This window comes from Pseudomonas sp. KCJK9000 (genome assembly GCF_046230725.1).
Taxonomy (GTDB): Bacteria; Pseudomonadota; Gammaproteobacteria; order Pseudomonadales; family Pseudomonadaceae; genus Aquipseudomonas; species Aquipseudomonas promysalinigenes.
On record NZ_JBJJLN010000008.1, the window covers coordinates 88,579 to 113,536 of the forward strand.

The following is a 24,958-nucleotide window of genomic DNA, read 5'->3' on the forward strand; positions in this document are numbered from 1 at the left end:
ACCTTATGCAAGCGGTGTTATTTGATCTATACAATGCCCTCAATAGCGCTATTGAGAATTGCAATAATGAGCCTGCTCGAGCCCTTGCCCGAACCTAAACTGCTGCAATTGTTCGAGGTGTTGTACCAATGCCGGAGCGTGACCCGCGCTGCCGATCAGTTAGGCCAGAGCCAGCCGACCATCAGCATCTGGCTAGCGCGGTTGCGCGAGCAGCTGAACGACCCGCTGTTCGTACGCACGCCAGGTGGAATGGCCCCAACACCTCGTGCCGATCAATTGATCGGGCCTTGCCGGGAGGTGCTGGAATCGTTGCGCAGGCTTACGACCTGGGCACCGCAGTTCATCCCTGCCACGGCGCAGCGCCGCTTTCGCTTATGCGTCAGTGATGCCAGCCATATCACGCTGTTGCCGACCATTCTCAACCATTTGCGCACGCACGCACCGGGCATCCGACTTGAAGCTGCGCGTATCGACGGCAACACCGAGAGCTCGTTGGAATCGGGCGAGGCGGACCTGGCCATCGGTTTCGTGCCTTGGTTGGGCGGCGGTATGTACCAGCAGGTGCTGTTCGAACAGGACTGGGTATGCCTGAGCAACCGTCAGCACCCGCGCCTGCAAAGCGTCATGGGCGTGGCAGAGTATCGCGCTGAAGGCCATGTTCAGATCAGTGCCGGGACCGGGCAGAAACTATTGGAGGCAGGCTTGGCGCGGGCGGGCATCGAGCGCCGGATCATGCTCGAACTGCCGGCGTTTCTTGGGCTGGGCATGATCGTCGGTTCTACCGACTTGGTGGCAACACTGCCTCGCCACATTGGCCAGACCCTCGCTGATATGCATGGGTTACAGGTACACGACTGCCCGATTGCAGTGGAAGGCTTCACCGTGAAGCAGCACTGGCACGCGCGTTACCACCAGGACGATGGCAATCGCTGGCTAAGGGAGGTCATCCGGGGGCTGTTCCAGGCGGAACATGCGTGAAGGCTGGTAACAGAATGCAGGTAAGTTGTGCACAAAATACACACTTTATAGGCCGATTGCCATAAGGGTGTACGCAACAGAAGCCGGCAGAATCGTGGTTATCCGAGGGTTGGTACGAATATTGTTTGTATACAAATATTAATAACAAGAGTACACAACCATCAGGAGTTCCGATGGCGTCGATTTCCCGCTTCGATGCTGGCCAGCTTGCTGACCAGCCCGCCGCAACGGCTGATTCAAGTCCTCTGCAATTAAGCTCACGCCTATACAGCAAAGACTTGGCACCGACTCGTGCAGCCCATCGCACCTGGGGGCGTTACAGCCTGTTCGCGCTGTGGACCAACGATGTGCACAACATCGCGAACTACTCCTTCGCCATCGGCCTGTTCGCCCTGGGCATGAGCGGCGCGCAGATTCTCGCCGCTTTCGCGCTGGGGGCTCTGGTGATCTACGGCCTGATGAACCTGTCCGGTTACATGGGACAGAAGACGGGCTTGCCTTATCCGGTCATGTGCCGCATCAGCTTCGGTATCCACGGCGCACAGATCCCCGCACTGATTCGCGCGGTAATCGCCATCGCCTGGTTTGGTATTCAGACTTACCTCGCTTCCGTGGTTCTGCGCGTTTTGCTTACGGCGATTGCGCCAGAGCTCAAAGCCTACGATCAGAATTCGATCCTTGGCCTGTCCACCCTGGGTTGGCTCACCTTTTTGGGCATCTGGTGCGTGCAGGTGGCGATTTTCGCCTATGGCATGGAGATGGTGCGCCGCTTCGAATCCCTCGCCGGGCCGATCATCCTGGTGGCCTTCACTGGCTTGGCGGGCTGGATGTATTGGCGCAGTGGGCTGTCCATCGCCTGGTCCAGCGGCAGCGCGCCCACTGGCTCGACGATGTGGTTGAAGGTGCTGGGCGCCGCTGCGCTGTGGGTTTCGTTGTACGGCACCATGATCCTCAACTTCTGCGATTTCACCCGTAACTGCCCAGACCGCAAAACCATCAGCGTGGGCAACTTCTGGGGGTTGCCGGTCAATATGCTCGGTTTCGCGCTGATCGCTGTGGTGATCGCGGGCGCCCAGTTCAGCATCGACGGCAAGCTGGTGCAGAGCCCAAGCGAAATCGTCGCCGCCATCCCGAGCACCACCGGTTTGGTATTGGCTTGCCTGGCATTTCTGATCGTCACCGTCGCGGTGAACATCATGGCCAACTTCGTGGCCCCGGCTTTCGTCCTCACCAACCTGGCACCCAAGGCCCTGAACTTCCGCCGCGCAGGGTTGCTCAGTGCTGCCATCGCGGTGCTGATCCTGCCCTGGCACCTGTACAACAGCCCGGCTGTGATCGTGTACTTCCTCGGCGGCCTGGGTGCCCTGCTCGGCCCGCTGTACGGCATCATCGTCACTGACTACTACCTGGTACGGCGTAGCCGAGTGAACCTGCCGCAGCTTTACAGCGAAAGCCCAGGCGGCGCCTACCACTACCACGGCGGGGTCAACCTGCGCGCCGTAGCGGCGTTCGTTCCTGCCGCGCTCATCGCCATCGTGCTGGCATTGGTCCCGGCATTCGACACCCTGTCGCAGTTTTCCTGGTTCTTCGGTGCTGGCTTGGGTGGGCTGATTCACTATGCCATCGCCAGGCGTGGCACACCGTACCTGGACGTATCCGGAGAAGACATCGCCGTGGACAGCGCCCATCACTGATCGGCTGCGCTAACGACAAAAGGCGCCTTGTGCCAGGTCAGGCACAAGGCGCCTTGCCGTTTTGCGGGGTCAGGAGGCCAGCACTTCGCTATCCTGGGGCACGGGTACTCGGTAACGCTGGGGTTGCTGCCAGGCCAACTGGGCATGCACACGGGCCGCAGCGTCCATGACCTTCTCTGCCCAGCTTTGATCTTGGGGGTCGACCACTACCACACGAAACCCATGGTCGGAGCCTTCGATGCCTACTCCTTCGGAGTCATCGACGTGCAAGTCGATATCGAACGCCGGTGGATACTTCGAGGGTGCATTGGCAAGGCCGTGCAGCGACAGGATGTGCTGGTGGCGATCGCTGTTGACCACACCGTCGACATGGATGCCATAAAGCATCAGCCAGCGCCGGATATAGGCCGGTGTGCGGCCCGAGGAGGTATAGATCCAGATGCTGCAGCCCTGGCGGCGCAGATCGCGAATCAGCGAACGCGTGCCGCTGCGCAAGGGCTCGCCCAGCCAGCGGTGTATGAACGTCGGCAGCCTGCTGTGCTCCTCGGCGGCGTGATGGGGCAAGCAAGCGAGCGTATCGTCGATATCGAAGGAAATGCGCATTTGCGGGCGCGCGAATTTTCGCCCAATGGCCTGCCACGCTCGTCGCCCGCTGGCCTTACCTTGCTCTAGCATCGAAACCCTCTTCATCACCGGCTACCCTGGCGGGCCGGCACACAGGTGCCGGGTAGGAAAAACTCATCGTGCTCAGGTGCCTTCGCTTCGAGGAAGGCGGCGTATTTTTTCTTGATCTTGGGCAGTTCGTACAATGCTTTCACGCCATGCTTGGCCGAATTGCGAATGACCGAGGAAGGGTTGTAATAACCCTCGGCGTTGTCCAACGTCAGCACGAATGGCGGCAACCCGGCGCGCATCAGCAGGTAGCTGACGATCAGCGAACCGGTGCGATGATTACCCTCGATGAACAGTTGCGGCTTGCTGAGGATGCGCACATAGACACCCGCCGCGCGCTTGAAGATCGAATCACTGCGATAAGAGCAGTACCAGTTGTACAGATCCTTGATGCCGCCTTCGACGTTGTTGAAAAACCGCGCCTCAGTAGCTTGCAAGTGGGCAGAGAATTCACGGCGCCGTGCCGGGTCGCTACCGCACAAAACCGTGGCGTTGATCTCAAGCATCAGGTTCAGCTGCTGCAGGTCGAACAGGTCCACACCGCGGGCAACATAGTCGTCTATCAAGGCATAGCCTTCAAGCACATTGGACAGCACCTCGTCGGTGAACGGGTCACGCGGCTCGGTGAACTGCCGGCTGAGTTCGGCAAACCTGCCCTGTACCTTGCGCAGGGCGCGCTCTACCGCGGGCAGGTCAAGACGACATGTCGCATCCATGGGTGATCCTTCGAAACAGAAAAGACATGAAAACGACCTACCCCGCGGCGCCTTCCTGGGCAACGGGGCGGGTCGCCTGACGGATGTTGCAGGCTTAGCTGAACTTGCCGCTGATGTAGTCACTGGTCAGCTGCTCACGCGGGTTCTGGAAGATCTGCGTGGTCGGCCCCATCTCAACCAGATAGCCGGTGCGGGTGCCCTGGGAGATGTCGACGGAAAAGAACGCAGTGGTGTCTGCCACGCGAATCGCCTGTTGCATGTTGTGGGTCACCAAAGCAATCGTGTAGTCCTTTTTCAGCTCGACCATCAGTTCCTCCACCCGGCGGGTGGCGATCGGGTCCAGTGCCGAGCATGGCTCATCGAGCAGCAGTACTTCTGGTTCGGTGGCGATGGCACGGGCAATGCACAGGCGCTGCTGCTGGCCACCTGACAGCGACAGGCCGCTGACCTTGAGCTTGTCTTTGACTTCATCCCACAGTGCCGCGCCTTGCAGCGCATGTTTGACGCGGTCACCGATGTCGCCCTTGTAGCGGTTCAGGCGCAAGCCGAAAGCGACGTTGTCGAAGATGCTCATGGAGAATGGGTTGGGTTGCTGGAACACCATGCCGATGTAACGGCGCACAACCACTGGGTCAACGCCTTTACCGTAGACATCTTGGCCAAGGAAATGCACATGGCCTTCGAAGCGGAAACCTTTGACCAAGTCGTTCATGCGGTTGAGGCTGCGCAGCACGGTACTTTTGCCGCAGCCGGAGGGGCCGATGAAGCCGGTGATTTCGTTCTTGCGGATCGGCACATGGCTGTCGCGCACCGCCATGAAGTTGCCGTAGAAAATCTTGTCCAGCTTGCAGTCCATGACGATAGGCGCGTCGCTGACCAAGGGAGCGGCTCTTTGCGCAGTAGATACGTTCACGGTCGAATGCTCCCTTTTCAATACTTGGGCTTGCCGAAAATGCGGCTGAGAATGTTGACTACCAGCACGATCATCACCAACACCAGCGAGGCCGCCCAGGCGAGCTCAAGCTGGTTGTCGAACGGCATGCCGGAGAAGTTGTAAATCAGTACGGCAAGCGAAGCCGTGGGGTTCATGACCGCCAGGCTGCCGTCGTGGTAGATCCAGTAATTGCTGAACAGCGCAGTGAACAGCAGCGGCGCCGTTTCACCGGCGGCGCGGGCCACCGCCAGCATGACGCCGGTGAGGATGGCGGGCATACCGGTCGGCAGAATGATTTTCCAGATCACCTGCGCGCGGGTGCAACCCATGCCGTAAGCGGCATCCTTCATGATCTTGGGCACCATCTTCATGGCTTCCTCGGCGGTCAGCACCACGATCGGCAGCATCAGCACTGCCAGCGCCACGCCGCCAGCCGGGGCCGAATAGGTGCCGGTGGTCATCACCACCAAGGCATAGGCAAACACGCCGGCAAGGATCGAAGGCAGGCCGGTAAGCATTTTTGCGGCAAAGCGCGAAGCGTTGGCCAGTTTGCTGTCTGGGCCAAGTTCGGCAAGGAACACCGCTGCCAGAATGCCCACCGGTACGGCGATGGCTGCTGCGATGCCGACCATGACGAAGGTACCGGCCAAGGCGTTGCCGAAGCCGCCGCCCATTTCGAAGCCAGTGGGTGGTAGCTCGGTGAACACCTCAAGGCTCAGGCGAGCACCGCCGCGGGTGATCAGCATGTACAACACAGAAACCAGAGGCACGCTGGCCAGCAATGCTACGCACCACACCAGCGTGGTCAGTAACAGGCTACGCAGGGCACGGCCTTCGAAGCGGCGCTGCAGGCTAGGTAGAGCGGTGCTGGTGACGGAGAGGTCAGTCATTGTTTGTTACCCCGCTGGGCGTAGAGCATGATCAGCGATCCGAAAACGTTCACCAGCAAGGTGATGAACATCAGCACCAAGGCGGCATACATCAGCACCTCGATCTCGTTCGGCCCGGCCTCCGGGAAGTTCAGCGCCAGCAAGGCTGCCAAGGTATTGGCCGGGGCGAACAGCGAAAGCGTGATGGTATTGGCGTTGCCGACCAGCATGGCCAGGGCCATGGTCTCGCCCAGTGCGCGGCCAAGCCCTAGCACCAGGGAGCCGAAGATACCCGTTGCAGCCGAGGGCACCATGACTTTGAGGATGGCCTCCCAATGGGTGGTGCCCATGCCGTAAGCAGCCTGCTTGGTTTTCATCGGCACGCTGGTCAGTGCGTCCTGGGAGACAGCGGCAATGGTCGGGAGGATCATGATCGCCAGCACCAACGCCGCTGGCAGCAAGCCAGGGCCACTGAGGGAGCTGCCGAAGAAAGGGATCCAGCCCAATTCACTGTTTAGCCAGGTGGTCAGCGGCCGGATGGCCGGGATCACCACGTAGATACCCCACAGGCCGTAGACGACGCTGGGGATGGCGGCAAGCAGCTCGACGATGGTACGAAACACCGCAGCAAGCCTTGCCGGCAAGAAATCCTGAGTCAGAAAAATGGCCATGCTGACGCCGAAGAACCCGGCGATCATCAAGGCGATCAGCGCGCTGTAAAGCGTGCCCCAGATGGCGGGCAGAATGCCGTATTTACCCTGATTGACGTCCCACACACTACCAAACAGCACGTCGAAGCCGTGCTTTTCCATACCTGGAAGTGCTTTGCGTCCTACTTCATATACCAACGCGAATACCAGCGCGAGAATCAGCACTACACCGATACGCGCAAGGGCACGGAAGGTGCGGTCGACCAAAAAGTCCTTGGTGGACGGCGGCTGACAGGCGGAATCTGGATTGTCCGGTATGGCAAAAGGTGTGTTCATTTAGCTGATTCCGGGACTAGGGGCAAACACGCCCGGCACGACGCAAGCACCGCACCGGGAGCGCCTGAAGCATTACTGGATGTTTTGCGAAGCTTTGCGCACTTGTTCGACTACCGAAGCTGGCAGCGGGATGTAGCCCATCGAATCGGCGATTTTCTGCCCCTGGGTCAGGCCGTACTCGACCATCTCACGCATGGCCTTGGCCTTTTGCGGGTTGCCGTTGTCCTTGCGGAAGATCATCCAGGTGTAGGAAGTGATCGGATAGGACTTGGCGCCATCCGGGTCTGGCAGGTGGGCGATCAGGTTTTCCGGCAACTTCACCGCTGCCAGGGCCTGGGCACCGCTTTCGACGTTCGGCACCACGTACTGGCCTGCCTTGTTTTCCAGCTCGGCGAAGTCGACCTTGGCCAGCTTGGCAAAGCCGTATTCGATGTAACCGATGGCGCCCGGCGTCTGGCGAACGGTCGCGGTCACGCCGTCGTTCTTGGGCGACTTGATGAACTTGTCGGTGGCCGGCCAGTTGACGGTGTTGCCTTCACCCAAGTCCTTCTTGAAGTCGGCGTTGATGGCCGACAGGTGCTGGGTGAACACGGCGTTGGTACCGCTGGAATCGGCACGTACCACTACGGTGATAGGCAGATCAGGCAGCTTCAGGTCTGGGTTGGCGGCAGCGATCTTGGCATCGTTCCATCGGGTGATCTTGCCCAGGAAGATGTTGGAGTACACATCCCGTGGCAGCTTCAGGCCCTTAGGGTTGCCCGGCAGGTTGTAGGCCAGCACGATTTCACCGGCGGTCATTGGTAGCAACTGCACACCCTCGCCGACTTTGGCGATGTCTGCTTCGCTCATGGCCGAGTCGCTGGCGGCGAAGTCGACAGTCTTGTTCAGAAAGTCTTGAACCCCTGCCCCGCTACCTTTGGACTGGTAGTCAACGGTAACGCCAGCGGTATTCTTGCTGAAATCCTTGAACCAGGTCAGGTAGATAGGCGCAGGGAAACTTGCACCAGAACCGGTCAAGCGAATGTTGTCTGCGGCAAAGGCCGAGGTGGCAGACAGAGAAACCGCAACGGCGAGTGCAGCAGACTTCATCAGGCGTATCATGGGAAAGCGCTCCGTGTGATGGCCGGCACACTTTGCAGCAGCTGTGTTACAGCTTTGTGACTATTGAATGGCAGTCACCCCATCTGCCCCTCTAAATCGCAGCCTTCAGTACGTTTTCAGCGCTTCGCTCGTAACCAGATATGACTGGCCCCTCCCCTACGCCCAGCTCAGAGCACCATAAGCATCTCATGCCAAGCCATGCCGCCGTGCTCCGAAGGCGACGGCTGTACGTACTGGTAGCCCATCTTGCGGTACAGCGCCACATGCTGCTCTTTGCACATCAGGTGAATGGTCTGTTTACCCTGGGCCTGCATGCGCATGATGAATTCGCTCATCAGCTGTTTGGCGTAGCCTTTGCCCTGATGGGCAGGGTCCACCACGACTGACATGATCACCACATTAGGTGCCAGCGGGTCGTGGCCGACCAGTTCCTTGAACGCCTCATCGGACATCACAACCTGGTGGGCGCAGCCGCTGTTGATGAAGCCAATGATGCTCTGCTCGTGTTCAAGCAGCAGGAACCCCTGGGGGTACTGGCTGATGCGCGTGCGGATCTTCTCCAGGGTGGCTGCCTCATCGCCCTCGTAGGCACCGATTTCGATCGCGTGGCAACGCTCGGCATCACTCAAGACGGGTTGGCGGAATGAGGTGGTGCTCATAGGTAAAGGTTCCTGAATCAGATTTTGTTGCGCTAGGGTACTTCAACAGCGGCGAAAAACCCCGTGCTTTCACGCCCCGGGATGGCTTTACAACGACCGGCAGGGAACCCTAGCTGCGCTGTGGCCTCCCACCTTCATGCAGAGCCAACGACGCACTGCCCACCCCATAGATCTGGAGAACTGCCTCGCATGAAAAAGATCCTGATGGTGCTCACATCCCATGACCAGCTGGGTGATACCGGCAAGAAAACCGGCTTCTGGCTGGAAGAATTCGCCGCCCCCTACTACGTGTTCGTGGACGCTGGCGCCGACGTAACCCTGGCCTCTCCCAAAGGCGGCCAACCTCCGCTCGATCCAAAGAGCGATGAGCCGGACGCTCAAACCGACGCTACCCGGCGCTTCGCCACCGACACCGATGGGCAGATGGCGCTGGCTGACACGGTGCCGTTGAGCGAGGTGGACCCTTACCACTTCGATGCGGTGTTTTACCCAGGCGGCCACGGGCCGCTTTGGGACTTGGCGCAAGACACCGATTCCAAGACGCTGCTCGAAGCCTTCTATGCGGCCAACAAGCCGATCGCCGCTGTATGCCATGCGCCGGGCGTGCTCAAGCATATCAAGGCACCCGATGGGCAACCGGTCGTCAAAGACAAACAGGTAACCGGCTTTGCCAACAGCGAAGAGGCTGCCGTGGGGCTGACCGATGTGGTTCCGTTCCTAGTCGAAGACATGCTCAAAGCCAATGGTGGGCACTACTCCAAAGGCGCGGACTGGGCCAGTCACGTGGTCGAGGACGGGCATTTGATCACTGGTCAAAATCCGGCCTCATCGCAAGCGGCGGCAGAGGCGTTGCTCAAAAGGCTGGATGAGTCGGTGTGAACTGAACAGATGCGCCGCCTTGCGCGGCGCATCGCGATGCAACACTGCAGGATCATTTGCCGGTCTTGCTTTCCACCTCCGCCAGGCGTTCCTTGATCTTGTGCGTCAGCTCTTCCTGTTCTTTGATCGAGGTGGGGGTGATGACCTTGTCCACTACCTCGGTATCGGCATCAGGGGTTTCCAGCACTGGGTCAGGGGCAGCTTCGCCACGCTGGGCCTGCTCTGAAGAAATGGGCCGTGGGACTTTGTCACTCGTGTTGCCGTCGCTGTGTTTCATAGAGTTGCCTCATTTCTGTGATGTCTTTCCAGAAGAGTGCAGCAGCGGCGGAAAGTTTGATCCACTTGCGTAGGGACTCACCCTCAAACACCGCTGCCACGGCTGAAGGGCAAGATTCAAAGGCCCGTCCGTCGGACCCTTCGCACGGTGATCTCTGGCGCCGGCCAAACATGAAGTGAACCTTCGAGGATCCGATCATGAATCTTTTCAACTCGCCCTCCCTGCTGCTAACGCTGTGCATGGCTGTCAACGCGCCACTGGCGCTTGCCGCGACCGATGCTGGCGACCAGCGTGTACCCACTCGGGAAACCGCCCCCACCACTGATCACAGCAATCACCAAGGCGCAACCGGCGCGGGAACGCCGGCTGACAGCATGGGCACGGGTGATGGCGGTACCGATGACAACGGCACCGATAACACCGGAGGTGACGGCACCGACGACGGCGCAGGCTCTGCTGCTGGCGGCACTGGCAGCTCCGGCGCTGGCACGGGCGCACGCAGTGGCTCAGGCAGCTAGCCCGACGAACCATCGCCCACTCACCACTTACAGGAGTCGATGTCATGCCACGTGGCGACAAATCCAAATATACCGAGAAGCAAAAGCGCAAAGCCGAACAGATCGAACAGAGCTATGAGCAACGGGGCGTACCCGAGGACGAGGCGCAGGCGCGTGCCTGGGCCACCGTGAACAAGCAATCTGGCGGCGGCGAGAAAGCTGGAGGTTCGGGCCGCACTACCTCGCCTGGCGAGAAGAAGTCTGCCCGTTCAGACTCGGCCAAGCGCGCGGCAAAAACGCGTGAGGGGCACCCCCGAACGTCCACCACCTCGCTGCAGAGTCAGACCAAGGAAAGCCTGCTCAAGGAGGCCCGCAGCAAAGACATCAAAGGCCGCTCCAGCATGAACAAGGCGCAATTGGTCGAGGCGCTGCGCAAGTTCGGCTGACGAGCAACACCCTCAACCCAGTTCAGTGACCGTGTGATTTTCCGTGCTGCCACTGGGTCATGGCTTTGCCGGTTACCGGATCCAGCGCTGGGTCCGGGACCGCAGCGATGCGCCCCAGGGCCTGATGATGCAGGGATGGGTCGGGACGTTGCGTGTCGTAAGCCTCCTGCCCCTGCGGGTAGGCCCCCACCACCAGAAAGTCATCGCTTGAAGCGATGCAGCAGTGGCCCGTACCCGCAGGTAGCACCACCACATCCCCTGCTTCCAGGTTCAACGTCTGCCCTGTCGGACCACCCAATATGACACGTGCATGGCCGCTGACTACGCCCAATGCTTCATGGGCGTTGGGATGGAAATGGTGGTAATCGAAAATCCCGTCTCGCCAGAGTGGCGTCCACTGGTGAGCTGCGAATAACGCTTCGAGTGCGCAGGCCAGCTCAAGTGCAGCCACTGCACCCAGCCGATAAAACAACACCGGATAACGGCTGTTGGGCGTGGCGCCGTCATCTTTGAAAAACAGGGTCTGCGCAGCGATGGTGTGATGGTCGAACCTGAACATTGGAATTTACTCGCAAGCATGGGCTTTTGCCCTGTGAGCATCGTTCAACCAGTCCGGTTCCAGTTAGCCGACCGATGCGATACCCAGTGAAACTTTCCTCTAGCCGGCCAAGTCCAGACCCCTATTGACGACAGACCGGGAGAGGACAATGACGGGCACTGTAGGCGACTTTCTGGTGGACCGCCTGTATGAGTGGGGTGTGCGGCGTATCTTTGGTTACCCGGGTGATGGCATCAATGGCGTATTCGGTGCGCTGAACCGCGCCCATGGCAAGATCGAATTCATTCAGGCCCGGCACGAGGAAATGGCCGCTTTCATGGCCAGCGCACACGCCAAGTTCACCGGTGAACTTGGCGTGTGCATCGCCACCTCCGGCCCAGGCGCCTCGCATTTGCTCACAGGCTTGTACGATGCACGTATGGACCACCAGCCAGTGCTGGCCATCGTGGGCCAGCAAGCCCGGGCTGCATTGGGTGGGCACTATCAGCAAGAGCTGGACCTGGTTTCGATGTTCAAGGATGTGGCCGGGGCTTACGTGCAGCAGGCATCCACCCCTGAGCAAGTGCGTCACCTGCTCGACCGCGCCGTGCGAACCGCAGTTGGCGAACGCCGCGTCACCACGATCATCCTGCCCAACGACCTTCAGGACTTGCCCTACCACGAGCCTGCCAGGGCCCATGGCACCGTCCATTCGGGCGTTGGCTACAGCCGGCCGAAGGTGGTGCCGTTCGACCACGACCTGCAACGTGCAGCCGAGGTACTCAACGCCGGGCGCAAGGTCGCTATTTTGGTAGGCGCAGGCGCCCTGAACGCTAGCGAACAGGTGGCGGCGGTGGCCGAAGCACTGGGGGCAGGCGTTGCCAAGGCATTACTCGGCAAGGCGGTACTGCCTGACGAACTGCCATGGGTTACCGGATCCATTGGCCTGCTTGGCACCGAGGCCAGCTATAAGCTGATGAACGAATGCGACACCCTGCTGATGATTGGCTCGGGTTTCCCCTACGCCGAGTTTCTGCCCAAGGAAGGCCAGGCACGTGGCGTGCAGATCGACCTGCAACCAGACATGCTCAGCCTGCGCTACCCCATGGAGGTGAACCTGGTGGGCGACGCTTCGCAAACGCTGCAAGCGTTGTTGCCATTGCTGGAACACAAAACCGACCGACGCTGGCGCGACAAAGTCGAACACTGGCGCGCGCAGTGGGACAAGACCTTGGCCAAGCGCGCCCTGGTCAAAGCTGAGCCGATCAACCCGCAAAGGGTGGTGTATGAGCTTTCGCCGCGCTTGCCCGACCACGCGATCATCAGCAGTGACTCTGGTTCTTGCGCCAACTGGTTCGCCCGCGACCTGCAGATCCGTCAGGGCATGCAATGCTCGCTGTCCGGTGGCCTGGCGAGCATGGGTGCAGCGGTACCCTATGCCATCGCAGCCAAGTTCGCCCACCCGCAGCGCGCCGTGGTGGCATTGGTTGGCGATGGCGCCATGCAGATGAACAACCTGGCCGAGTTGATCACCGTCGCCAAGTACTGGCAACAGTGGGAGAACCCCCAGTGGATCTGCGCGGTCTTCAACAACGAGGACCTCAACCAAGTGACTTGGGAGCAGCGCGTGATGGAGGGCGATCCGAAGTTCGAGGCTTCGCAATCGATCCCGGACGTGCCTTATCACCTCTTCGCGATCTCCATCGGCCTGGAAGGTATATACGTCGAGCGTGAAGAAGATGTTGCCCAGGCTTGGGAGCGGGCTCTGGCAGCTGACCGCCCGGTGCTGATCGAATTCAAGACCGACCCCAACGTGCCGCCGCTACCGCCGCACATCACGCTGGAACAAGCCAAGAAGCTCACCGGCACGTTGCTCAAAGGTGACCCGAACCAGGCCGGAATGATCGTGCAGACCGCCAAACAAGTGCTCAGCGCTGTGCTACCCACCAAGCAATGACCAACCGTGAGGAATTCCCATGCCTGCAATAACGACAGAGGGTGCCACGAAGCACCCCATCAAGCTGACGCTCAACGGCGAGCCCCTTTCGCTGCAGGTATCGCCCTGGACCACATTGCTTGACCTGCTGCGCGACCAGCTTGACCTGGTCGGCACCAAGAAAGGTTGTGACCACGGCCAATGCGGTGCCTGTACGGTGCTGCGCGATGGCCGTCGGATCAACGCCTGCCTAACCCTGGCGGTGATGTGTGAAGGTGCCGAGCTGGTAACCATCGAAGGGCTTGCCACTGGCGATCAGTTGCACCCTATGCAAAGCGCGTTCATCCGTCAGGATGCTTTCCAGTGCGGCTATTGCACCCCCGGGCAGATCTGCTCGGCGGTAGGCCTAGCCAACGAAGGGCGCATCGATGGCCGCGATGCCATTCGCGAACGCATGAGCGGAAACCTGTGCCGCTGCGGCGCCTACAGCAACATTGTCGCTGCCGTGGAAGAAGCCCTGCCGCTGATGCAGGAGGATCGCCAATGACTCCATTCAGCTATCACAAGCCCGCCTCCATCGGCGAGGCCATTCAACTGGCCGACTTGTCGTCGCGCTTCATCGCAGGCGGTACCAACCTGCTCGACCTGATGAAAGAGAACGTGACGCGCCCCGAGCGCCTGATCGACATCACCGGGCTACCGCTTGGGGACGTGGAAGCGACCGCCAGCGGCGGCGTGCGCATCGGGGCACTGGTGAGCAATGCCGACCTCGCCTGGCATCCGCTGGTCGAACAAGCTTACCCCCTGTTGTCCCAAGCCATCCTTGCCGGCGCCTCACCGCAGTTGCGCAATATGGCGAGCACCGGCGGCAACCTGCTGCAACGCACCCGCTGCTACTACTTCTACGACACTGGCACGCCATGCAACAAACGCGAGCCTGGCACGGGTTGCCCGGCACGCTCGGGCCTCAACCGCAGCCACGCCATCCTAGGTGCCAGCGACGCCTGCGTGGCTACCCATCCCTCGGACATGTGCGTAGCACTGGCAGCCTTGGAAGCCGTGGTGCATGTGCAGGGCCCTGGCGGTGAGCGGCAGATCCCAATGAGCGAGTTTCACCGCCTACCCGGGAACATGCCTGAGCGCGACAACCAGCTTGGCGATGATGAGCTGATTACCGCCATCGAGTTGCCGGCCCCCTCGTTCACCACACATAGCCGCTATCTGAAAATACGCGACCGCGCATCGTACGCCTTCGCTCTGGTTTCAGTAGCCGCTGCCTTGCAGATCGAAGATGGAATCATCAAACAAGCCCGCGTGGCGCTGGGGGGTGTGGCACACAAACCATGGCGCGTGATGGCCGCAGAGCAGGTATTGCATGGCCAGGCCCCGGGCGAAACAGTGTTCGGCCAGGCTGCCGACTTGCTCCTTCAAGATGCCAAGCCCCTGCCGCACAACGGCTTCAAGGTGCAACTGGCGCACCGCGCTGTAGTTCGCGCCCTCAGTGAGGCCGCGTATGGCCAGACCAACACAGGAGCTTCGGCATGAACACTAAGACAACCGTTGTAGGCCAGCCCCTGGACCGCGTCGATGGTGTGGCAAAAGTGACCGGCAAGGCGCGCTACGCCGCCGAGTACCCTGAAGCCGACCTGCTGCATGCCAGTGTGGTTTCCAGCACCATCGCCCGCGGTCGGGTAGTGCGTATCGATAGCAGCGCGGCGCTGAAGGTACCCGGCGTGATCGCCGTGCTGGACCATAGCAACCGCCCTGCGGTTTCCAGCTATGACGACGACTACAGCGACGACGACTCCGCCGAGGGCGCGCCGTTTCGCCCGTTGTTCAACGATCAAGTGCTCTACAGTGGCCAACCCCTGGCGTTGGTGGTTGCCCAAACCCTTGAAGTGGCACGCTATGCCGGTTCACTGGTACAGATCCATTACAGCCAAGCCAAGCATCAGACGGACCTGCTGGCAGCCCTTGAGAAAAGCCACGAAGCGCCGGCCGAGACACCCTCGCCACGGGGCGACTTCAGCGCAGCTTACGGCAACGCTGCGGTTACGGTAGATGCCACTTACCTTACGGCCAACGAGCACCATAACCCCATGGAGCCCCATGCCTCGACAGTGATCTACCAAGCGGACGGTTCCTTGGAAATCCACGACAAGACCCAAGGCACACAGAACTGCCAAACGTACCTGCACAACGTGTTCGGTCTGCCCAAGGACAAGCTGCGTGTGCGGGCCGCCTACGTTGGCGGAGCCTTTGGTTCAGGCCTGCGCCCGCAATACCAGCTGCCACTGGCGGTGATGGCCGCGCTGCACCTCAAACGCTCGGTACGCTTGACCCTTACCCGCCAGCAGATGTTTACCTTTGGCTACCGCCCCCGTACTCAACAGCGCTTGCGCCTGGGCGCTAGTGCTGATGGTAAGTTGCTGGCGGTGGCCCATGACGCCACCGGCCAAACCTCACGCTTTGAGGATTTCACCGAGCACCTGGTGGAATGGAGCGGCATGCTCTACCGCTGTGACAACGTGGCGTTGAACTATCGTCTGACGCCGCTGGATGTGTTCACCCCGCTCGACATGCGCGCCCCCGGTGCAGGCTCAGGCGTGCTCGCCCTGGAATGCGCGATGGATGAGCTGGCATGCGCGGCTGAGGTGGACCCAGTGGACCTACGCCGCGTCAACTTTGCCGACCATAACGGCAACGAAGGTAAGCCCTATTCCAGCAAAGCCTTGCTGGCCTGCTATGACCAAGGCGCTGAGCGGTTCGGCTGGGCCAAGCGTGACCCCAAACCGCGCAGCATGCGCAAAGGCGAGCAGTTGATCGGCTGGGGAATGGCCAGCGGGGTTTGGGAGGCCATGCAGATGAAGGCCAGCGCCAAAGCCAGGCTCGACGGCCAAGGCCACCTAACGGTCAGCAGCGCAACCACCGACATCGGCACCGGCACTTACACGGTCATGAGCCAGATCGCCGCCGACGCTGCGGGTGTCAGCATTGAAGACGTGACCTTCGTGCTGGGGGACTCGTCGCTGCCCACCGCGCCGCTACAGGGGGGATCGTTCACCGTCTCTTCAGTGGGCTCTGCGGTGCAGCAAGCTTGCCAGATCCTGCGCGGCAAGCTCCTAGAAAGTGCCCGTGCGCATTATCCGGCCTTGGCTGGTTTGCCCGTGGAAGCGATCACCATCGCTGACGGCTACCTCCAGCATGGCGAGCAGCGCATTGCCCTGGCGGAGATCGCGGCGCAATCGGACGGCGGCATTGTTGAGGTGCAGATCGAAGCCGAGCCCAGTGCCAAGCGCCAACCCTACTCCACCGCCACCCATTCTGCGGTATTCGTCGAGGTGCAGGTAGACCCGCAGTTGGGCTCGATCACCGTCAGCCGAGTGGTCAGTGCCGTAGCCGCAGGGCGTGTGGTCAACCCGAAAACTGCACGCAGCCAGATACTGGGCGGTGTGGTTTGGGGGTTGGGCATGGCGCTGCATGAGCATGCGCAAACGGACCATGCGCTGGGCCGCATTCTCAACCACAACCTGGCGGAGTACCACATCCCGGTCAACGCCGATGTCCAGGACATCGAGGTGATCTTCGTTGAAGAACAGGACGACATTGTCAACGAGCTGGGGTCCAAAGGCGTCGGCGAAATTGGCGTGGTCGGGGTTGCCGCAGCAGTTGCCAACGCGATTTACCATGCCACCGGCAAGCGGGTAAGGGAGTTCCCCATCACCCTCGACACCTTGCTCTAACTAGCGCGTGCCCTGGCGGAGTTCGATCCATACCGGGGCATGATCGCTGGCCTTGGGCTCATTACGAACCCATGCATCGACCCCCGCGCTTTTCAGGCGGGGGGCGAGTGCTTTGTTGAGCAACAGGTGATCGATCCGAAGGCCCGCATTGCGCTCCCAGTGCTTGCGAAAGTAATCCCAGAAGGTATACACGCATGCGTCAGGATGCAGGTGGCGGACGGCATCGATCCAGCCCTGGTCAAGCAGCCGTTGATACGCTGCACGCGACTCCGGTTGCAGCAGTGCATCTTTGCGCCACGAACGCGGGTTGTAGATGTCCAGGTCCGTGGGCACCACATTGAAATCCCCGGCCAGTACAGTGGGGTGTTCACTGGCGTACAGGCTCTTGGCATGTTCGATCAGGCACTGGAACCAACGCAGTTTATATTCGAACTTCGGCCCAGGTTGCGGATTGCCATTGGGCAGATAAAGGCAAGCCACTAACACACCGTGCACCGCTGCTTCCAGGTAGCGGCTCTGGCGGTCGTCTTCCATGCCAGGCAGGCCGCGACGAACCTCTAATGGCTCATTGTCGCGAGCGAGTATCGCTACGCCGTTCCATGATGGCTGCCCGTGAAATAGACACCCGTATCCTGCGGCCTCCAGCGCCTGGCGCGGGAACTGTGGGTCGGGCGCTTTGAGCTCTTGCAGGCAGACGATGTCAGGCTGCTCACGTGCAAGCCAATCGAGCAACGCGGGTAGGCGGCTGCGAATGCCATTTAGGTTGAACGTGGCTATTTTAAGGGTTTTCATGTGTCTGGGTCATTCACATGGGCTTGCACGGCATTTTGCAGCGCGTGCAACTGCGCTTGGTCGGCCAGCCCCTTGAGTGCCAGCCAGTCGTCCCAGTCGATGGCACCGTCATCGCGCAGCGCCTCAGCGGTGCGGATCAGCGCCTGATGGTAGGCATCTGGCGATGCGTCACGATAGCTGTGATCGTCGTATTGGGCGTACCAGGCTTCGAGCTCGGGGATGCTGCGTTCGATGCTCATGGCTGAGGCTCCTGACTATGACCTTTGTCTCTATGAGCTTCGTCCGCGTGCAATTGTTCAACATCAACGAATTACCCTAAGTCACTGCAATTGAGTCACTAACTGTTGGGCCAAGGGTGATTAAAGCACCTCGTCCGATTAGCAGAAAGTTTTTGCAGAGCCCCGCAACCCTGGTGAGTCACACGTATACACAGAACATCCTGTGTCTGACTTGAGGTAAGCGATCATGGCTAACAATCAAGACAACGATAAAGCCCAAGACGGCAGCCACCAGGACAATCCTGGTGACGCTGGCGGCAGAGGCAGCCAAGGCGGCATGGCGGATACCCAGCACGGCGGACAGCAGTCCGGTCACAAACCTGACGACAAAATGGATAAGGATTGGGAAAAATCCAGGGATACCGGCCATCAAGGCGGCCAGATGGGTGGCAAGGATGACGCTGCAGAGACGGGCCGCATGGGCGGGCAAACCACCCAAGATACCTCCCATCAGAAAGACCAGGACCGTTAACGCTTGACTAGGGTCACCGGGGCGACAACGCTCGCCCTGGTGGGTCAGGTGTTAGCGCTACGCCATTCCCCCTGACCCCCGCCTAAAGTCTCATCACTCCCCACGATCAATCCATTGCGGCATGCACAGGCATAATCGGCCTCTGCACGGGTGGCGCAGTTTAACGTCACCCTCAGTTTGTCGCGCGTGTCATAAAGGTCATAGCCTGCGCCGAGTACTTGGGCAAAGCCCGCACGCTTGGGCAGATAGTCTTTTTCCGGCGGTAAAGCGGGAACTACAACAAAACGCGTCTGCATGAGCCTTCCCCCTCGCGGCAGCTATTTAGTATTAGTTCCAATATGCGAAAGCATCAAGCCCACTCATGCTTGAATTTCGCCCCAATTTGGCGCCCTCTGCGCCCCAAAACCATTCATCCAGCCCGGCTGCATACGTTTCTAGCTAACAGGGTCTAATCGCTGCGAGCCGCTCATTACATGGGGCGGAATGTAAATCTGACCAATTGGCCATGTTTTTGCTTTGCAAGCTGCTCATGAATAAAAACTTCGAGCAGCCCCAATGTCCGCACTACTAACGCCCCTTCGTCTCGAATTGCGTGCCATCAGCAAGCGCTATCCGGGCACGCTGGCCAACGACCGTGTCGACCTGCGCATCGCAGCCGGTGAGATTCATGCACTGCTCGGTGAGAATGGCGCTGGTAAGAGCACGCTGATGAAGATCATCTACGGCGTGACCCGCCCCGATGCCGGCCAGATGCTGTGGGAAGGCAACCCCGTGCAGGTTCAAGACCCCGCTGCTGCGCGAGACCTGGGGATCGGCATGGTGTTCCAGCACTTCTCGCTTTTCGAAACCCTTACGGTGGCTGAGAACATCGCCCTGGCGCTGGGCCGCGACGCCGGCTCGCCCAAGCAACTGGCGCCGCGCATCCGCGAAGTCTCGCAGCGCTATGGCATGGCTCTTGAGCCAGAGCGCCTGGTGCATAGCCTTTCGATCGGTGAGCGCCAGCGGGTAGAGATCGTGCGCTGCCTGATGCAGGACATCAAACTGCTGATCCTCGACGAGCCGACTTCAGTGCTCACGCCACAGGAAGTCGAGCAACTGTTCGTCACCCTGCGTACCTTGGCCAGTGAAGGCTGCAGCATTTTGTTCATCAGCCACAAGCTTCAGGAAGTACGCCAACTGTGCCACCACGCCACTGTGTTGCGCGCCGGCAGGGTTGCCGGGGGCTGCATCCCGGCCGAGCGCAGCGATTTGCAACTGGCAGAGCTGATGGTCGGGGATACAGAAGGCCTGGACGCCTGCTACCCCAAGCGCGCCGGCGGGCTGCCACGGCTGCGCTTGGACGACCTCTGCTGGCGCAATCAGGACCCATTCGGCACGTCGTTCGAGCACCTGCGCCTGGAAGTTCGCAGCGGCGAAATCGTCGGTATCGCCGGGGTCGCCGGCAATGGCCAGGACGAGCTGCTGGCGCTGCTCAGTGGCGAAACGCGCCTGCCTGCCAGCGAGCGCGAGCGCATCAGCCTCGACAACCAGCCCATCGCCAACCTGTATCCTGATGCACGGCGCGAACTGGGAATGGCTTTCGTGCCGGCCGAGCGCCTGGGCCACGGCGCCGTACCGGACATGAGCCTGGCCGACAACGCTTTGCTGACTGCCTTCCAGCAGGGCCTGGTTGAACATGGCCTGGTTCGCTCGAGCAAAGTCCTGGCGCTGGCCGAGCAGATCATCCAGCGTTTTGCGGTCAAGACGCCAGGCACCCAAGCCACGGCGCGCAGCCTCTCAGGTGGCAACCTGCAGAAATTCATCCTCGGCCGCGAAATGCTGCAAAACCCAACGCTGCTGGTGGCCGCTCACCCGACCTGGGGGGTGGATGTCGGCGCTGCGGCGACTATTCACCGCGCATTGATCGCTCTGCGCGATGCGGGTGCAGCGATTTTGGTGGTGTCCGAAGACCTCGACGAGCTGTTGCAGATCAGCGACCGCATCGGTGCCCTGTGCAGCGGGCGCCTCTCACCGCTGAAAAATACCGCCGACACCCACAGTGCAGAGGTCGGCAGCTGGATGGCCGGCCAGTTCGACACCGCCCACGCCGCCTCCTGACGAGAACCTACCATGTTGCTATCGCTCGAACCCCGGACCCAGCAATCTCGCGCCATGCTGGTGCTGTCACCGATACTCGCCGGCCTGCTGACCTTGGCCAGCGGAGCAGTGCTGTTCAGCGCCTTGGGGCACGACCCGCTGCTGACGCTGCACACCCTGCTGATCGAACCGATCAGCGACTTCTACGGCTTTTCCGAACTGCTGCTCAAAGCCCTGCCCATTCTGCTTTGTGCCCTGGGCCTGGCAGTAGCCTACCAGGCGCGGATCTGGAACATCGGCGCCGAGGGCCAACTGCTGATCGGCGCGTTGGCCGGCAGCGCCCTGGCACTTCATGTCATTGACTGGGAAAGCCGCTGGGCACTGCTGTGGGTGCTGCTGGCCGGCACACTGGCCGGCGCCCTTTGGGGTGCGCTCGCCGCGTGGCTGCGCACGCACTTCAACGCCAATGAAATTCTGACCACCATCATGCTCAACTACATTGCCCTGAACCTGCTGCTGTACTGCGTGCACGGCCCGCTCAAGGACCCTGAGGGTTTCAGCTTTCCGCAGTCGGCGATGTTCGGCGATGCCAGCCGCCTGCCAGCACTGTTCGAGGATGTCCGGGTGCATGTGGGGTTGTATTTCGTGCTGCTGGCATTGGTGGCGGTGTGGGTGCTGCTGCACAAAAGCTTTCTGGGGTTTCAGATCAAGGTGCTGGGGCTGGACCAACGCGCTGCGGGCTTCGTCGGTTTTCGCGAAAAACGCCTGGTCTGGCTGGCACTGCTGATCAGTGGGGGTCTGGCCGGCTTGGCGGGCGTGAGCGAGGTGAGTGGACCCATCGGCCAGCTGGTGCCGCAGGTGTCGCCGGGCTATGGCTATGCGGCGATCACCGTGGCCTTCCTCGGCCGGCTGAACCCGCTCGGCATTCTGGTTGCCGGCCTGCTGATGGCGCTGCTCTACCTGGGCGGCGAAAACGCCCAGATGAGCCTGAACCTGCCACAGGCAGTGACCGGGCTGTTCCAGGGCATGATGCTGTTCTACCTGCTGGCGTGCGATGTGCTGATCCTCTACCGCCCACGGCTCACCCTCGGTTGGCGGCGGCGTTTGCCGGTGGCCGAAGCGGCCCGCGCCTGACCTCCCCCTTGATGCTTACGTATGCCTGCCACCTGGGGTGCGCGGGCTGAGGCTTGAACGATGGATCTCGATCTACTTGGCAACATCCTCTACGCCATGGTGCGTTGCGGTACTCCCCTGTTACTGGTGGCGTTGGGCGAACTGGTGTGCGAGAAGAGCGGCGTGCTCAACCTCGGCCAGGAAGGCATGATGCTGTTCGGCGCAGTGGTGGGTTTCATCACTGCCTTCGCCACTGGCAGCCTGTGGCTTGGCGTGCTCATGGCGTGCCTGGCCGGCATGCTACTGGCCTCTCTATTCGCCTTGGTCGCCTTGGGCTGCCAAGCCAACCAAGTGGCGACCGGCCTTGCCCTGACCATCTTCGGCGTCGGCCTGTCGGCGTTCGTTGGCAGTGCCTGGGTCGGCAAGCCGCTCAGTGGCTTCGAAGCGCAGGCCATACCGGTACTGGCCGACCTGCCAATCATCGGCCATATGCTGTTCAACCAGGACCTGCTGGTCTACCTGTCTTTCGCTCTGTTTCTACTGGTCGCCTGGGTGCTGCTCAAAAGCCGCACCGGGCTGATTCTCCAGGCCGTTGGCGAAAACCCCGATGCCGCCAGTGCCATGGGCCTGCCGGTGCTGCGTGTTCGCACCCTGGCGGTGCTGTTCGGCGGCGCCATGGCCGGCCTGGCTGGTGCCTATCTGTCGTTGGCCTACACGCCGATGTGGGCAGAAAACATGACGGCCGGCCGGGGGTGGATCGCCTTGGCGCTGGTGGTATTCGCCAGTTGGCGGGTGCGCCGGGTGCTACTGGGCGCTTACCTGTTCGGCCTGGCCAGCATCCTGCACCTGGTCGCCCAGGGCGTTGGCGTGAACTTCCCGGCCAACTTGCTGGCGATGCTGCCGTATGTGGCGACCATCGTGGTGCTGGTGGTGCTGTCGCGCGATGCGCTCAAAACCCGGCTGTACGCTCCAGTTTCGTTAGGCCAGCCCTGGAAGGCAGGCCACTGACCACGCCCCGCCAAGCCCCGATAACTCATAACACCCACAGGAGTGAACCCTTGATGCATCAGAAAAAACGCACCTCGCTGCTACGCGCCCTGAGCGCCGCAATCGGTCTGAGCACAGCGCTGTCTGCCGCTGCTGCCGACCCACTGAAGGTAGGTTTCGTCTACATCGGCCCGATCGGCGACCATGGCTGGACCTACCAGCATGAACAAGGTCGCCAAGCGCTGATCAAGCAGTTCGGTGACAAGGTGAGCACCAGCTTCGTCGAGAACGTGCCAGAGGGTGCCGATGCCGAACGCGTGATCCGCAACATGGCCAAAAGCGGCTACAACCTGGTCTTTGCAACCTCTTTCGGTTACATGAACCCTACTGCCAAGGTCGCCAAGCAGTTCCCCAAGGTCACCTTCGAGCACGCCACAGGCTACAAGCAGGACAAGAACCTGGGCACCTACCTGGCCACCTCGTATGAAGGGCGCTATGTCGGCGGTTACCTCGCAGCGAAAATGACCAAGACCAAGAAGATCGGCTATGTGGCGTCCTTCCCCATCCCGGAAGTACTGCGTGACATCAACGCCATCCAGCTAGCACTGGACAAGTACAACCCTGGCAGCGAAATCAAGGTGGTTTGGGTGAACTCCTGGTTCGATCCCGGCAAGGAGGCCGATGCCGCCAATGCGCTGATTGACCAAGGCGTGGATGTACTGTTCCAGCACACCGACAGCCCGGCGCCGATCCAGACAGCCGAGCGTCGTGGTATCTACGCAGTGGGCTATGCCTCGGACATGGCGCACTTCGGGCCCAAAGCGGTGTTGACGTCCATCGTCAACAACTGGGGGCCGCATTACATCAAGAGTACCCAGGCGGTTATGGATGGGAACTGGAAACCCCAGGATTATTGGGGCGGCCTGGCTGACGGCACCGTCCAGTTGCCGATCAGCGACTTGGTACCGGCGGATGTGAAAAGCGGGGCCGAGCAGATCATCGCCAGCATCAAGGACGGCTCGTTCCACCCGTTCACAGGGCCAATCTTCGACCAGAGCGGCGAGTTGAAGATTGCCGAGGGCGCGGTGGCCAGCAATACCGAACTGGCCGGCATGAATTACTACGTCAAAGGCATCACTGCCCAGTTGCCCAAATAAATGCGCTTTGGCTCGAGCCGCTGCCATGCAGGCTGCGCTGATGTTTCAGATGCGCGCCGTGCCCTGGGAGCGGCTTTAGCCGCGAAGATTGCCTCGCGCCCTTAGCCACCGGCTTTGCCGGTATTCGCGGGTAACCCACACGAAGGGCCGCCCAAGAGATCTTGTGAATTGCAGCATTTCGGAGACCTGATGAATACACTGCCGATCATCGACATCGCCCCGCTTTATCAGCACGACTTAGCCGCCCGCCAAGCCGTGGCTCGGCAAATCGACGCCGCCTGCCGCCACTGGGGTTTCTATTACATAAAGGGCCACCCGATCACCGCCCAGCGTATCGCCGAACTCCAAGCGGCGGCCAAGGATTTCTTCGCCCGGCCCAGCGAGGAAAAACTGCGCATCGATATCACCCGCAGCGCCCACCACCGGGGCTATGGCGCCATCGCTACCGAACAGCTCGACCCGAGCCGCCCTAGCGACCTCAAAGAAACCTTCGACATGGGGCTGCACATGGCGGCCGATCACCCTGATGTGCTGGCCGGTAAACCGCTGCGCGGGCCCAATCGGCATCCGGCCATTGCCGGCTGGGAAACCTTGCTGCAACAACACTACCAAGACATGCACGCCCTCTCTCTGACTTTGTTGAGGGCCATGGCCGAGGCATTGGGTATCGAGCAGGACTTTTTCGAGCAGCGCTTTGCCGAGCCCATCAGCGTGCTGCGCATGATCCACTACCCACCCCGCCAAAGCGCCAGCAGCAGCGAGCAGCAAGGAGCCGGTGCCCATACCGACTACGGCTGCATCACCCTGCTGTATCAGGACAACGCCGGCGGCCTGCAAGTGCGCAGCCGCGACGGTCAATGGATCGATGCCCCTCCCATCGAGGGGACCTATGTGGTGAACATCGGCGACATGATGGCGCGCTGGAGCAACGACCGCTATACCTCGACGCCGCATCGGGTGATCAGCCCGCTGGGGGTGGACCGCTACTCGATGCCGTTCTTCGCCGAACCGCATCCGGACACCGAGATCAGTTGCCTGCCGAACTGTTCGAGCAGCGCTAACCCGGCCAAATATCCGCCGGTTTCATGCAGCGCCTACATGCTTTCACGATTTGCCGAAACCTACGCCTACCGCCGTGAAGCGCTCTGAGTGCAGCCG

The 24,958-nt window shown here is 60.8% G+C and carries 27 protein-coding genes; 15 read left to right on the forward strand and 12 right to left on the reverse strand.

The window, feature by feature from the left end; all coding sequences use genetic code 11:
* The first annotated feature begins 66 nt into the window (after positions 1-66).
* Both ACK59H_RS06080 and ACK59H_RS06085 read left to right on the forward strand, forming a co-directional pair.
* Positions 67-978 (forward strand): LysR family transcriptional regulator, encoded by a 912-nt coding sequence (locus tag ACK59H_RS06080; protein ID WP_060477057.1) that lies wholly within the window; start codon positions 67-69, stop codon positions 976-978.
* 173 nt (positions 979-1,151) lie between these two features.
* A complete protein-coding gene (locus ACK59H_RS06085; protein ID WP_060477056.1) occupies positions 1,152-2,672 on the forward strand; it encodes an NCS1 family nucleobase:cation symporter-1 in 1,521 nt (506 codons plus the stop codon).
* 69 nt (positions 2,673-2,741) lie between these two features.
* Here the strand turns inward: ACK59H_RS06085 and ACK59H_RS06090 are convergent, their stop codons facing one another.
* The 7 genes from ACK59H_RS06090 to ACK59H_RS06120 all read right to left on the reverse strand — a co-directional run bounded on the left by ACK59H_RS06090 (position 2,742) and on the right by ACK59H_RS06120 (position 8,609).
* Positions 2,742-3,362, reverse strand: coding sequence for a hypothetical protein (locus tag ACK59H_RS06090; RefSeq protein ID WP_060477055.1), 621 nt, complete (start codon positions 3,360-3,362; stop codon positions 2,742-2,744).
* Entirely contained in the window at positions 3,362-4,060 is a 699-nt protein-coding gene (locus tag ACK59H_RS06095; protein ID WP_060477054.1) for a hypothetical protein, read from the reverse strand. Before ACK59H_RS06095 ends, ACK59H_RS06090 begins: the two co-directional genes overlap by 1 nt.
* 94 nt (positions 4,061-4,154) lie before the next feature.
* On the reverse strand, positions 4,155-4,916 hold the full coding sequence (pstB, locus tag ACK59H_RS06100) for a phosphate ABC transporter ATP-binding protein PstB (RefSeq protein WP_050437214.1): 762 nt from the start codon (positions 4,914-4,916) through the stop codon (positions 4,155-4,157).
* A gap of 74 nt (positions 4,917-4,990) precedes the next feature.
* Positions 4,991-5,884: a phosphate ABC transporter permease PstA gene (gene pstA / locus ACK59H_RS06105; protein WP_060477053.1), complete on the reverse strand. Its 894-nt coding sequence runs from the start codon at positions 5,882-5,884 to the stop codon at positions 4,991-4,993.
* A complete protein-coding gene (gene pstC / locus ACK59H_RS06110) occupies positions 5,881-6,849 on the reverse strand; it encodes a phosphate ABC transporter permease subunit PstC (RefSeq protein ID WP_060477052.1) in 969 nt (322 codons plus the stop codon). The genes pstA and pstC overlap by 4 nt, the downstream gene beginning before the upstream one ends.
* 72 nt (positions 6,850-6,921) lie before the next feature.
* Positions 6,922-7,950 (reverse strand): phosphate ABC transporter substrate-binding protein PstS, encoded by a 1,029-nt coding sequence (gene pstS / locus ACK59H_RS06115; RefSeq protein WP_409264309.1) that lies wholly within the window; start codon positions 7,948-7,950, stop codon positions 6,922-6,924.
* A gap of 167 nt (positions 7,951-8,117) precedes the next feature.
* Positions 8,118-8,609 (reverse strand): GNAT family N-acetyltransferase, encoded by a 492-nt coding sequence (locus ACK59H_RS06120; RefSeq protein ID WP_060477050.1) that lies wholly within the window; start codon positions 8,607-8,609, stop codon positions 8,118-8,120.
* Positions 8,610-8,798: 189 nt separating this feature from the next.
* Here ACK59H_RS06120 and ACK59H_RS06125 point away from each other — a divergent pair, with 189 nt between their 5' ends.
* On the forward strand, positions 8,799-9,488 hold the full coding sequence (locus ACK59H_RS06125; RefSeq protein WP_060477049.1) for a type 1 glutamine amidotransferase domain-containing protein: 690 nt from the start codon (positions 8,799-8,801) through the stop codon (positions 9,486-9,488).
* Between the two features lie 52 nt (positions 9,489-9,540).
* Here the strand turns inward: ACK59H_RS06125 and ACK59H_RS06130 are convergent, their stop codons facing one another.
* Positions 9,541-9,765: a hypothetical protein gene (locus tag ACK59H_RS06130; protein WP_060477048.1), complete on the reverse strand. Its 225-nt coding sequence runs from the start codon at positions 9,763-9,765 to the stop codon at positions 9,541-9,543.
* 197 nt (positions 9,766-9,962) lie between these two features.
* Here ACK59H_RS06130 and ACK59H_RS06135 point away from each other — a divergent pair, with 197 nt between their 5' ends.
* Positions 9,963-10,283, forward strand: a complete 321-nt coding sequence (locus ACK59H_RS06135; RefSeq protein ID WP_060477047.1) for a hypothetical protein — start codon at positions 9,963-9,965, stop codon at positions 10,281-10,283.
* 44 nt (positions 10,284-10,327) lie between these two features.
* Positions 10,328-10,708, forward strand: coding sequence for a hypothetical protein (locus ACK59H_RS06140; protein WP_060477046.1), 381 nt, complete (start codon positions 10,328-10,330; stop codon positions 10,706-10,708).
* Positions 10,709-10,730: 22 nt separating this feature from the next.
* On the opposite strand, the gene ACK59H_RS06145 is transcribed toward ACK59H_RS06140, so the two are convergent.
* Positions 10,731-11,267 carry a cupin domain-containing protein gene (locus ACK59H_RS06145; protein WP_060477045.1) on the reverse strand — a complete coding sequence of 179 codons (537 nt, stop codon included), beginning with the start codon at positions 11,265-11,267 and terminating at the stop codon, positions 10,731-10,733.
* A 148-nt stretch (positions 11,268-11,415) separates the two neighbouring features.
* Between ACK59H_RS06145 and ACK59H_RS06150 the strand changes: the two genes are divergently transcribed.
* The 4 genes from ACK59H_RS06150 to ACK59H_RS06165 are packed head-to-tail and all read left to right on the forward strand — an operon-like array spanning position 11,416 to position 16,925.
* Positions 11,416-13,203 carry a thiamine pyrophosphate-requiring protein gene (locus tag ACK59H_RS06150; RefSeq protein WP_060477044.1) on the forward strand — a complete coding sequence of 596 codons (1,788 nt, stop codon included), beginning with the start codon at positions 11,416-11,418 and terminating at the stop codon, positions 13,201-13,203.
* Between the two features lie 19 nt (positions 13,204-13,222).
* Positions 13,223-13,729, forward strand: coding sequence for a (2Fe-2S)-binding protein (locus ACK59H_RS06155; protein WP_060477043.1), 507 nt, complete (start codon positions 13,223-13,225; stop codon positions 13,727-13,729).
* Positions 13,726-14,727 carry a xanthine dehydrogenase family protein subunit M gene (locus tag ACK59H_RS06160; protein ID WP_060477042.1) on the forward strand — a complete coding sequence of 334 codons (1,002 nt, stop codon included), beginning with the start codon at positions 13,726-13,728 and terminating at the stop codon, positions 14,725-14,727. Before ACK59H_RS06155 ends, ACK59H_RS06160 begins: the two co-directional genes overlap by 4 nt.
* Positions 14,724-16,925 (forward strand): xanthine dehydrogenase family protein molybdopterin-binding subunit, encoded by a 2,202-nt coding sequence (locus tag ACK59H_RS06165; protein ID WP_060477041.1) that lies wholly within the window; start codon positions 14,724-14,726, stop codon positions 16,923-16,925. The genes ACK59H_RS06160 and ACK59H_RS06165 overlap by 4 nt, the downstream gene beginning before the upstream one ends.
* Here ACK59H_RS06165 and xth read toward each other — a convergent pair whose 3' ends face one another.
* Together xth and ACK59H_RS06175 are read right to left on the reverse strand one after the other, a co-directional pair.
* Positions 16,926-17,717 carry an exodeoxyribonuclease III gene (gene xth / locus ACK59H_RS06170; protein ID WP_060477040.1) on the reverse strand — a complete coding sequence of 264 codons (792 nt, stop codon included), beginning with the start codon at positions 17,715-17,717 and terminating at the stop codon, positions 16,926-16,928.
* Positions 17,714-17,956 (reverse strand): hypothetical protein, encoded by a 243-nt coding sequence (locus ACK59H_RS06175; protein WP_060477039.1) that lies wholly within the window; start codon positions 17,954-17,956, stop codon positions 17,714-17,716. Before ACK59H_RS06175 ends, xth begins: the two co-directional genes overlap by 4 nt.
* 226 nt (positions 17,957-18,182) lie before the next feature.
* Between ACK59H_RS06175 and ACK59H_RS06180 the strand changes: the two genes are divergently transcribed.
* Positions 18,183-18,467 (forward strand): hypothetical protein, encoded by a 285-nt coding sequence (locus tag ACK59H_RS06180; RefSeq protein ID WP_081016596.1) that lies wholly within the window; start codon positions 18,183-18,185, stop codon positions 18,465-18,467.
* A 44-nt stretch (positions 18,468-18,511) separates the two neighbouring features.
* Here ACK59H_RS06180 and ACK59H_RS06185 read toward each other — a convergent pair whose 3' ends face one another.
* Entirely contained in the window at positions 18,512-18,763 is a 252-nt protein-coding gene (locus ACK59H_RS06185; RefSeq protein WP_081016595.1) for a hypothetical protein, read from the reverse strand.
* Positions 18,764-19,022: 259 nt separating this feature from the next.
* Here ACK59H_RS06185 and ACK59H_RS06190 point away from each other — a divergent pair, with 259 nt between their 5' ends.
* The 5 genes from ACK59H_RS06190 to ACK59H_RS06210 all read left to right on the forward strand — a co-directional run bounded on the left by ACK59H_RS06190 (position 19,023) and on the right by ACK59H_RS06210 (position 24,949).
* Positions 19,023-20,564, forward strand: a complete 1,542-nt coding sequence (locus ACK59H_RS06190; RefSeq protein WP_060477038.1) for an ABC transporter ATP-binding protein — start codon at positions 19,023-19,025, stop codon at positions 20,562-20,564.
* Between the two features lie 12 nt (positions 20,565-20,576).
* Complete coding sequence (locus ACK59H_RS06195) at positions 20,577-21,677, forward strand: ABC transporter permease (protein WP_060477037.1); 1,101 nt, start codon at positions 20,577-20,579, stop codon at positions 21,675-21,677.
* 60 nt (positions 21,678-21,737) lie between these two features.
* Entirely contained in the window at positions 21,738-22,664 is a 927-nt protein-coding gene (locus ACK59H_RS06200) for an ABC transporter permease (protein ID WP_060477036.1), read from the forward strand.
* A gap of 53 nt (positions 22,665-22,717) precedes the next feature.
* Positions 22,718-23,800 carry a BMP family ABC transporter substrate-binding protein gene (locus ACK59H_RS06205; protein WP_261743498.1) on the forward strand — a complete coding sequence of 361 codons (1,083 nt, stop codon included), beginning with the start codon at positions 22,718-22,720 and terminating at the stop codon, positions 23,798-23,800.
* Positions 23,801-23,989: 189 nt separating this feature from the next.
* Positions 23,990-24,949, forward strand: coding sequence for an isopenicillin N synthase family oxygenase (locus tag ACK59H_RS06210; protein ID WP_060477034.1), 960 nt, complete (start codon positions 23,990-23,992; stop codon positions 24,947-24,949).
* The last annotated feature ends 9 nt before the right edge of the window (positions 24,950-24,958 follow it).

What these genes read in the sequence shown, in the direction of transcription:
- ACK59H_RS06080 (WP_060477057.1), top strand. Translation starts at nt 67, where the DNA reads ATGAGCCTGCTCGAGCCCTTGCCCGAACCTAAACTGCTGCAATTGTTC.
- ACK59H_RS06085 (WP_060477056.1), top strand. Translation starts at nt 1,152, where the DNA reads ATGGCGTCGATTTCCCGCTTCGATGCTGGCCAGCTTGCTGACCAGCCC.
- ACK59H_RS06090 (WP_060477055.1), bottom strand. Translation starts at nt 3,362, where the DNA reads ATGAAGAGGGTTTCGATGCTAGAGCAAGGTAAGGCCAGCGGGCGACGA.
- ACK59H_RS06095 (WP_060477054.1), bottom strand. Translation starts at nt 4,060, where the DNA reads ATGGATGCGACATGTCGTCTTGACCTGCCCGCGGTAGAGCGCGCCCTG.
- pstB (WP_050437214.1), bottom strand. Translation starts at nt 4,916, where the DNA reads ATGGACTGCAAGCTGGACAAGATTTTCTACGGCAACTTCATGGCGGTG.
- pstA (WP_060477053.1), bottom strand. Translation starts at nt 5,884, where the DNA reads ATGACTGACCTCTCCGTCACCAGCACCGCTCTACCTAGCCTGCAGCGC.
- pstC (WP_060477052.1), bottom strand. Translation starts at nt 6,849, where the DNA reads ATGAACACACCTTTTGCCATACCGGACAATCCAGATTCCGCCTGTCAG.
- pstS (WP_409264309.1), bottom strand. Translation starts at nt 7,950, where the DNA reads ATGATACGCCTGATGAAGTCTGCTGCACTCGCCGTTGCGGTTTCTCTG.
- ACK59H_RS06120 (WP_060477050.1), bottom strand. Translation starts at nt 8,609, where the DNA reads ATGAGCACCACCTCATTCCGCCAACCCGTCTTGAGTGATGCCGAGCGT.
- ACK59H_RS06125 (WP_060477049.1), top strand. Translation starts at nt 8,799, where the DNA reads ATGAAAAAGATCCTGATGGTGCTCACATCCCATGACCAGCTGGGTGAT.
- ACK59H_RS06130 (WP_060477048.1), bottom strand. Translation starts at nt 9,765, where the DNA reads ATGAAACACAGCGACGGCAACACGAGTGACAAAGTCCCACGGCCCATT.
- ACK59H_RS06135 (WP_060477047.1), top strand. Translation starts at nt 9,963, where the DNA reads ATGAATCTTTTCAACTCGCCCTCCCTGCTGCTAACGCTGTGCATGGCT.
- ACK59H_RS06140 (WP_060477046.1), top strand. Translation starts at nt 10,328, where the DNA reads ATGCCACGTGGCGACAAATCCAAATATACCGAGAAGCAAAAGCGCAAA.
- ACK59H_RS06145 (WP_060477045.1), bottom strand. Translation starts at nt 11,267, where the DNA reads ATGTTCAGGTTCGACCATCACACCATCGCTGCGCAGACCCTGTTTTTC.
- ACK59H_RS06150 (WP_060477044.1), top strand. Translation starts at nt 11,416, where the DNA reads ATGACGGGCACTGTAGGCGACTTTCTGGTGGACCGCCTGTATGAGTGG.
- ACK59H_RS06155 (WP_060477043.1), top strand. Translation starts at nt 13,223, where the DNA reads ATGCCTGCAATAACGACAGAGGGTGCCACGAAGCACCCCATCAAGCTG.
- ACK59H_RS06160 (WP_060477042.1), top strand. Translation starts at nt 13,726, where the DNA reads ATGACTCCATTCAGCTATCACAAGCCCGCCTCCATCGGCGAGGCCATT.
- ACK59H_RS06165 (WP_060477041.1), top strand. Translation starts at nt 14,724, where the DNA reads ATGAACACTAAGACAACCGTTGTAGGCCAGCCCCTGGACCGCGTCGAT.
- xth (WP_060477040.1), bottom strand. Translation starts at nt 17,717, where the DNA reads ATGAAAACCCTTAAAATAGCCACGTTCAACCTAAATGGCATTCGCAGC.
- ACK59H_RS06175 (WP_060477039.1), bottom strand. Translation starts at nt 17,956, where the DNA reads ATGAGCATCGAACGCAGCATCCCCGAGCTCGAAGCCTGGTACGCCCAA.
- ACK59H_RS06180 (WP_081016596.1), top strand. Translation starts at nt 18,183, where the DNA reads ATGGCTAACAATCAAGACAACGATAAAGCCCAAGACGGCAGCCACCAG.
- ACK59H_RS06185 (WP_081016595.1), bottom strand. Translation starts at nt 18,763, where the DNA reads ATGCAGACGCGTTTTGTTGTAGTTCCCGCTTTACCGCCGGAAAAAGAC.
- ACK59H_RS06190 (WP_060477038.1), top strand. Translation starts at nt 19,023, where the DNA reads ATGTCCGCACTACTAACGCCCCTTCGTCTCGAATTGCGTGCCATCAGC.
- ACK59H_RS06195 (WP_060477037.1), top strand. Translation starts at nt 20,577, where the DNA reads ATGTTGCTATCGCTCGAACCCCGGACCCAGCAATCTCGCGCCATGCTG.
- ACK59H_RS06200 (WP_060477036.1), top strand. Translation starts at nt 21,738, where the DNA reads ATGGATCTCGATCTACTTGGCAACATCCTCTACGCCATGGTGCGTTGC.
- ACK59H_RS06205 (WP_261743498.1), top strand. Translation starts at nt 22,718, where the DNA reads ATGCATCAGAAAAAACGCACCTCGCTGCTACGCGCCCTGAGCGCCGCA.
- ACK59H_RS06210 (WP_060477034.1), top strand. Translation starts at nt 23,990, where the DNA reads ATGAATACACTGCCGATCATCGACATCGCCCCGCTTTATCAGCACGAC.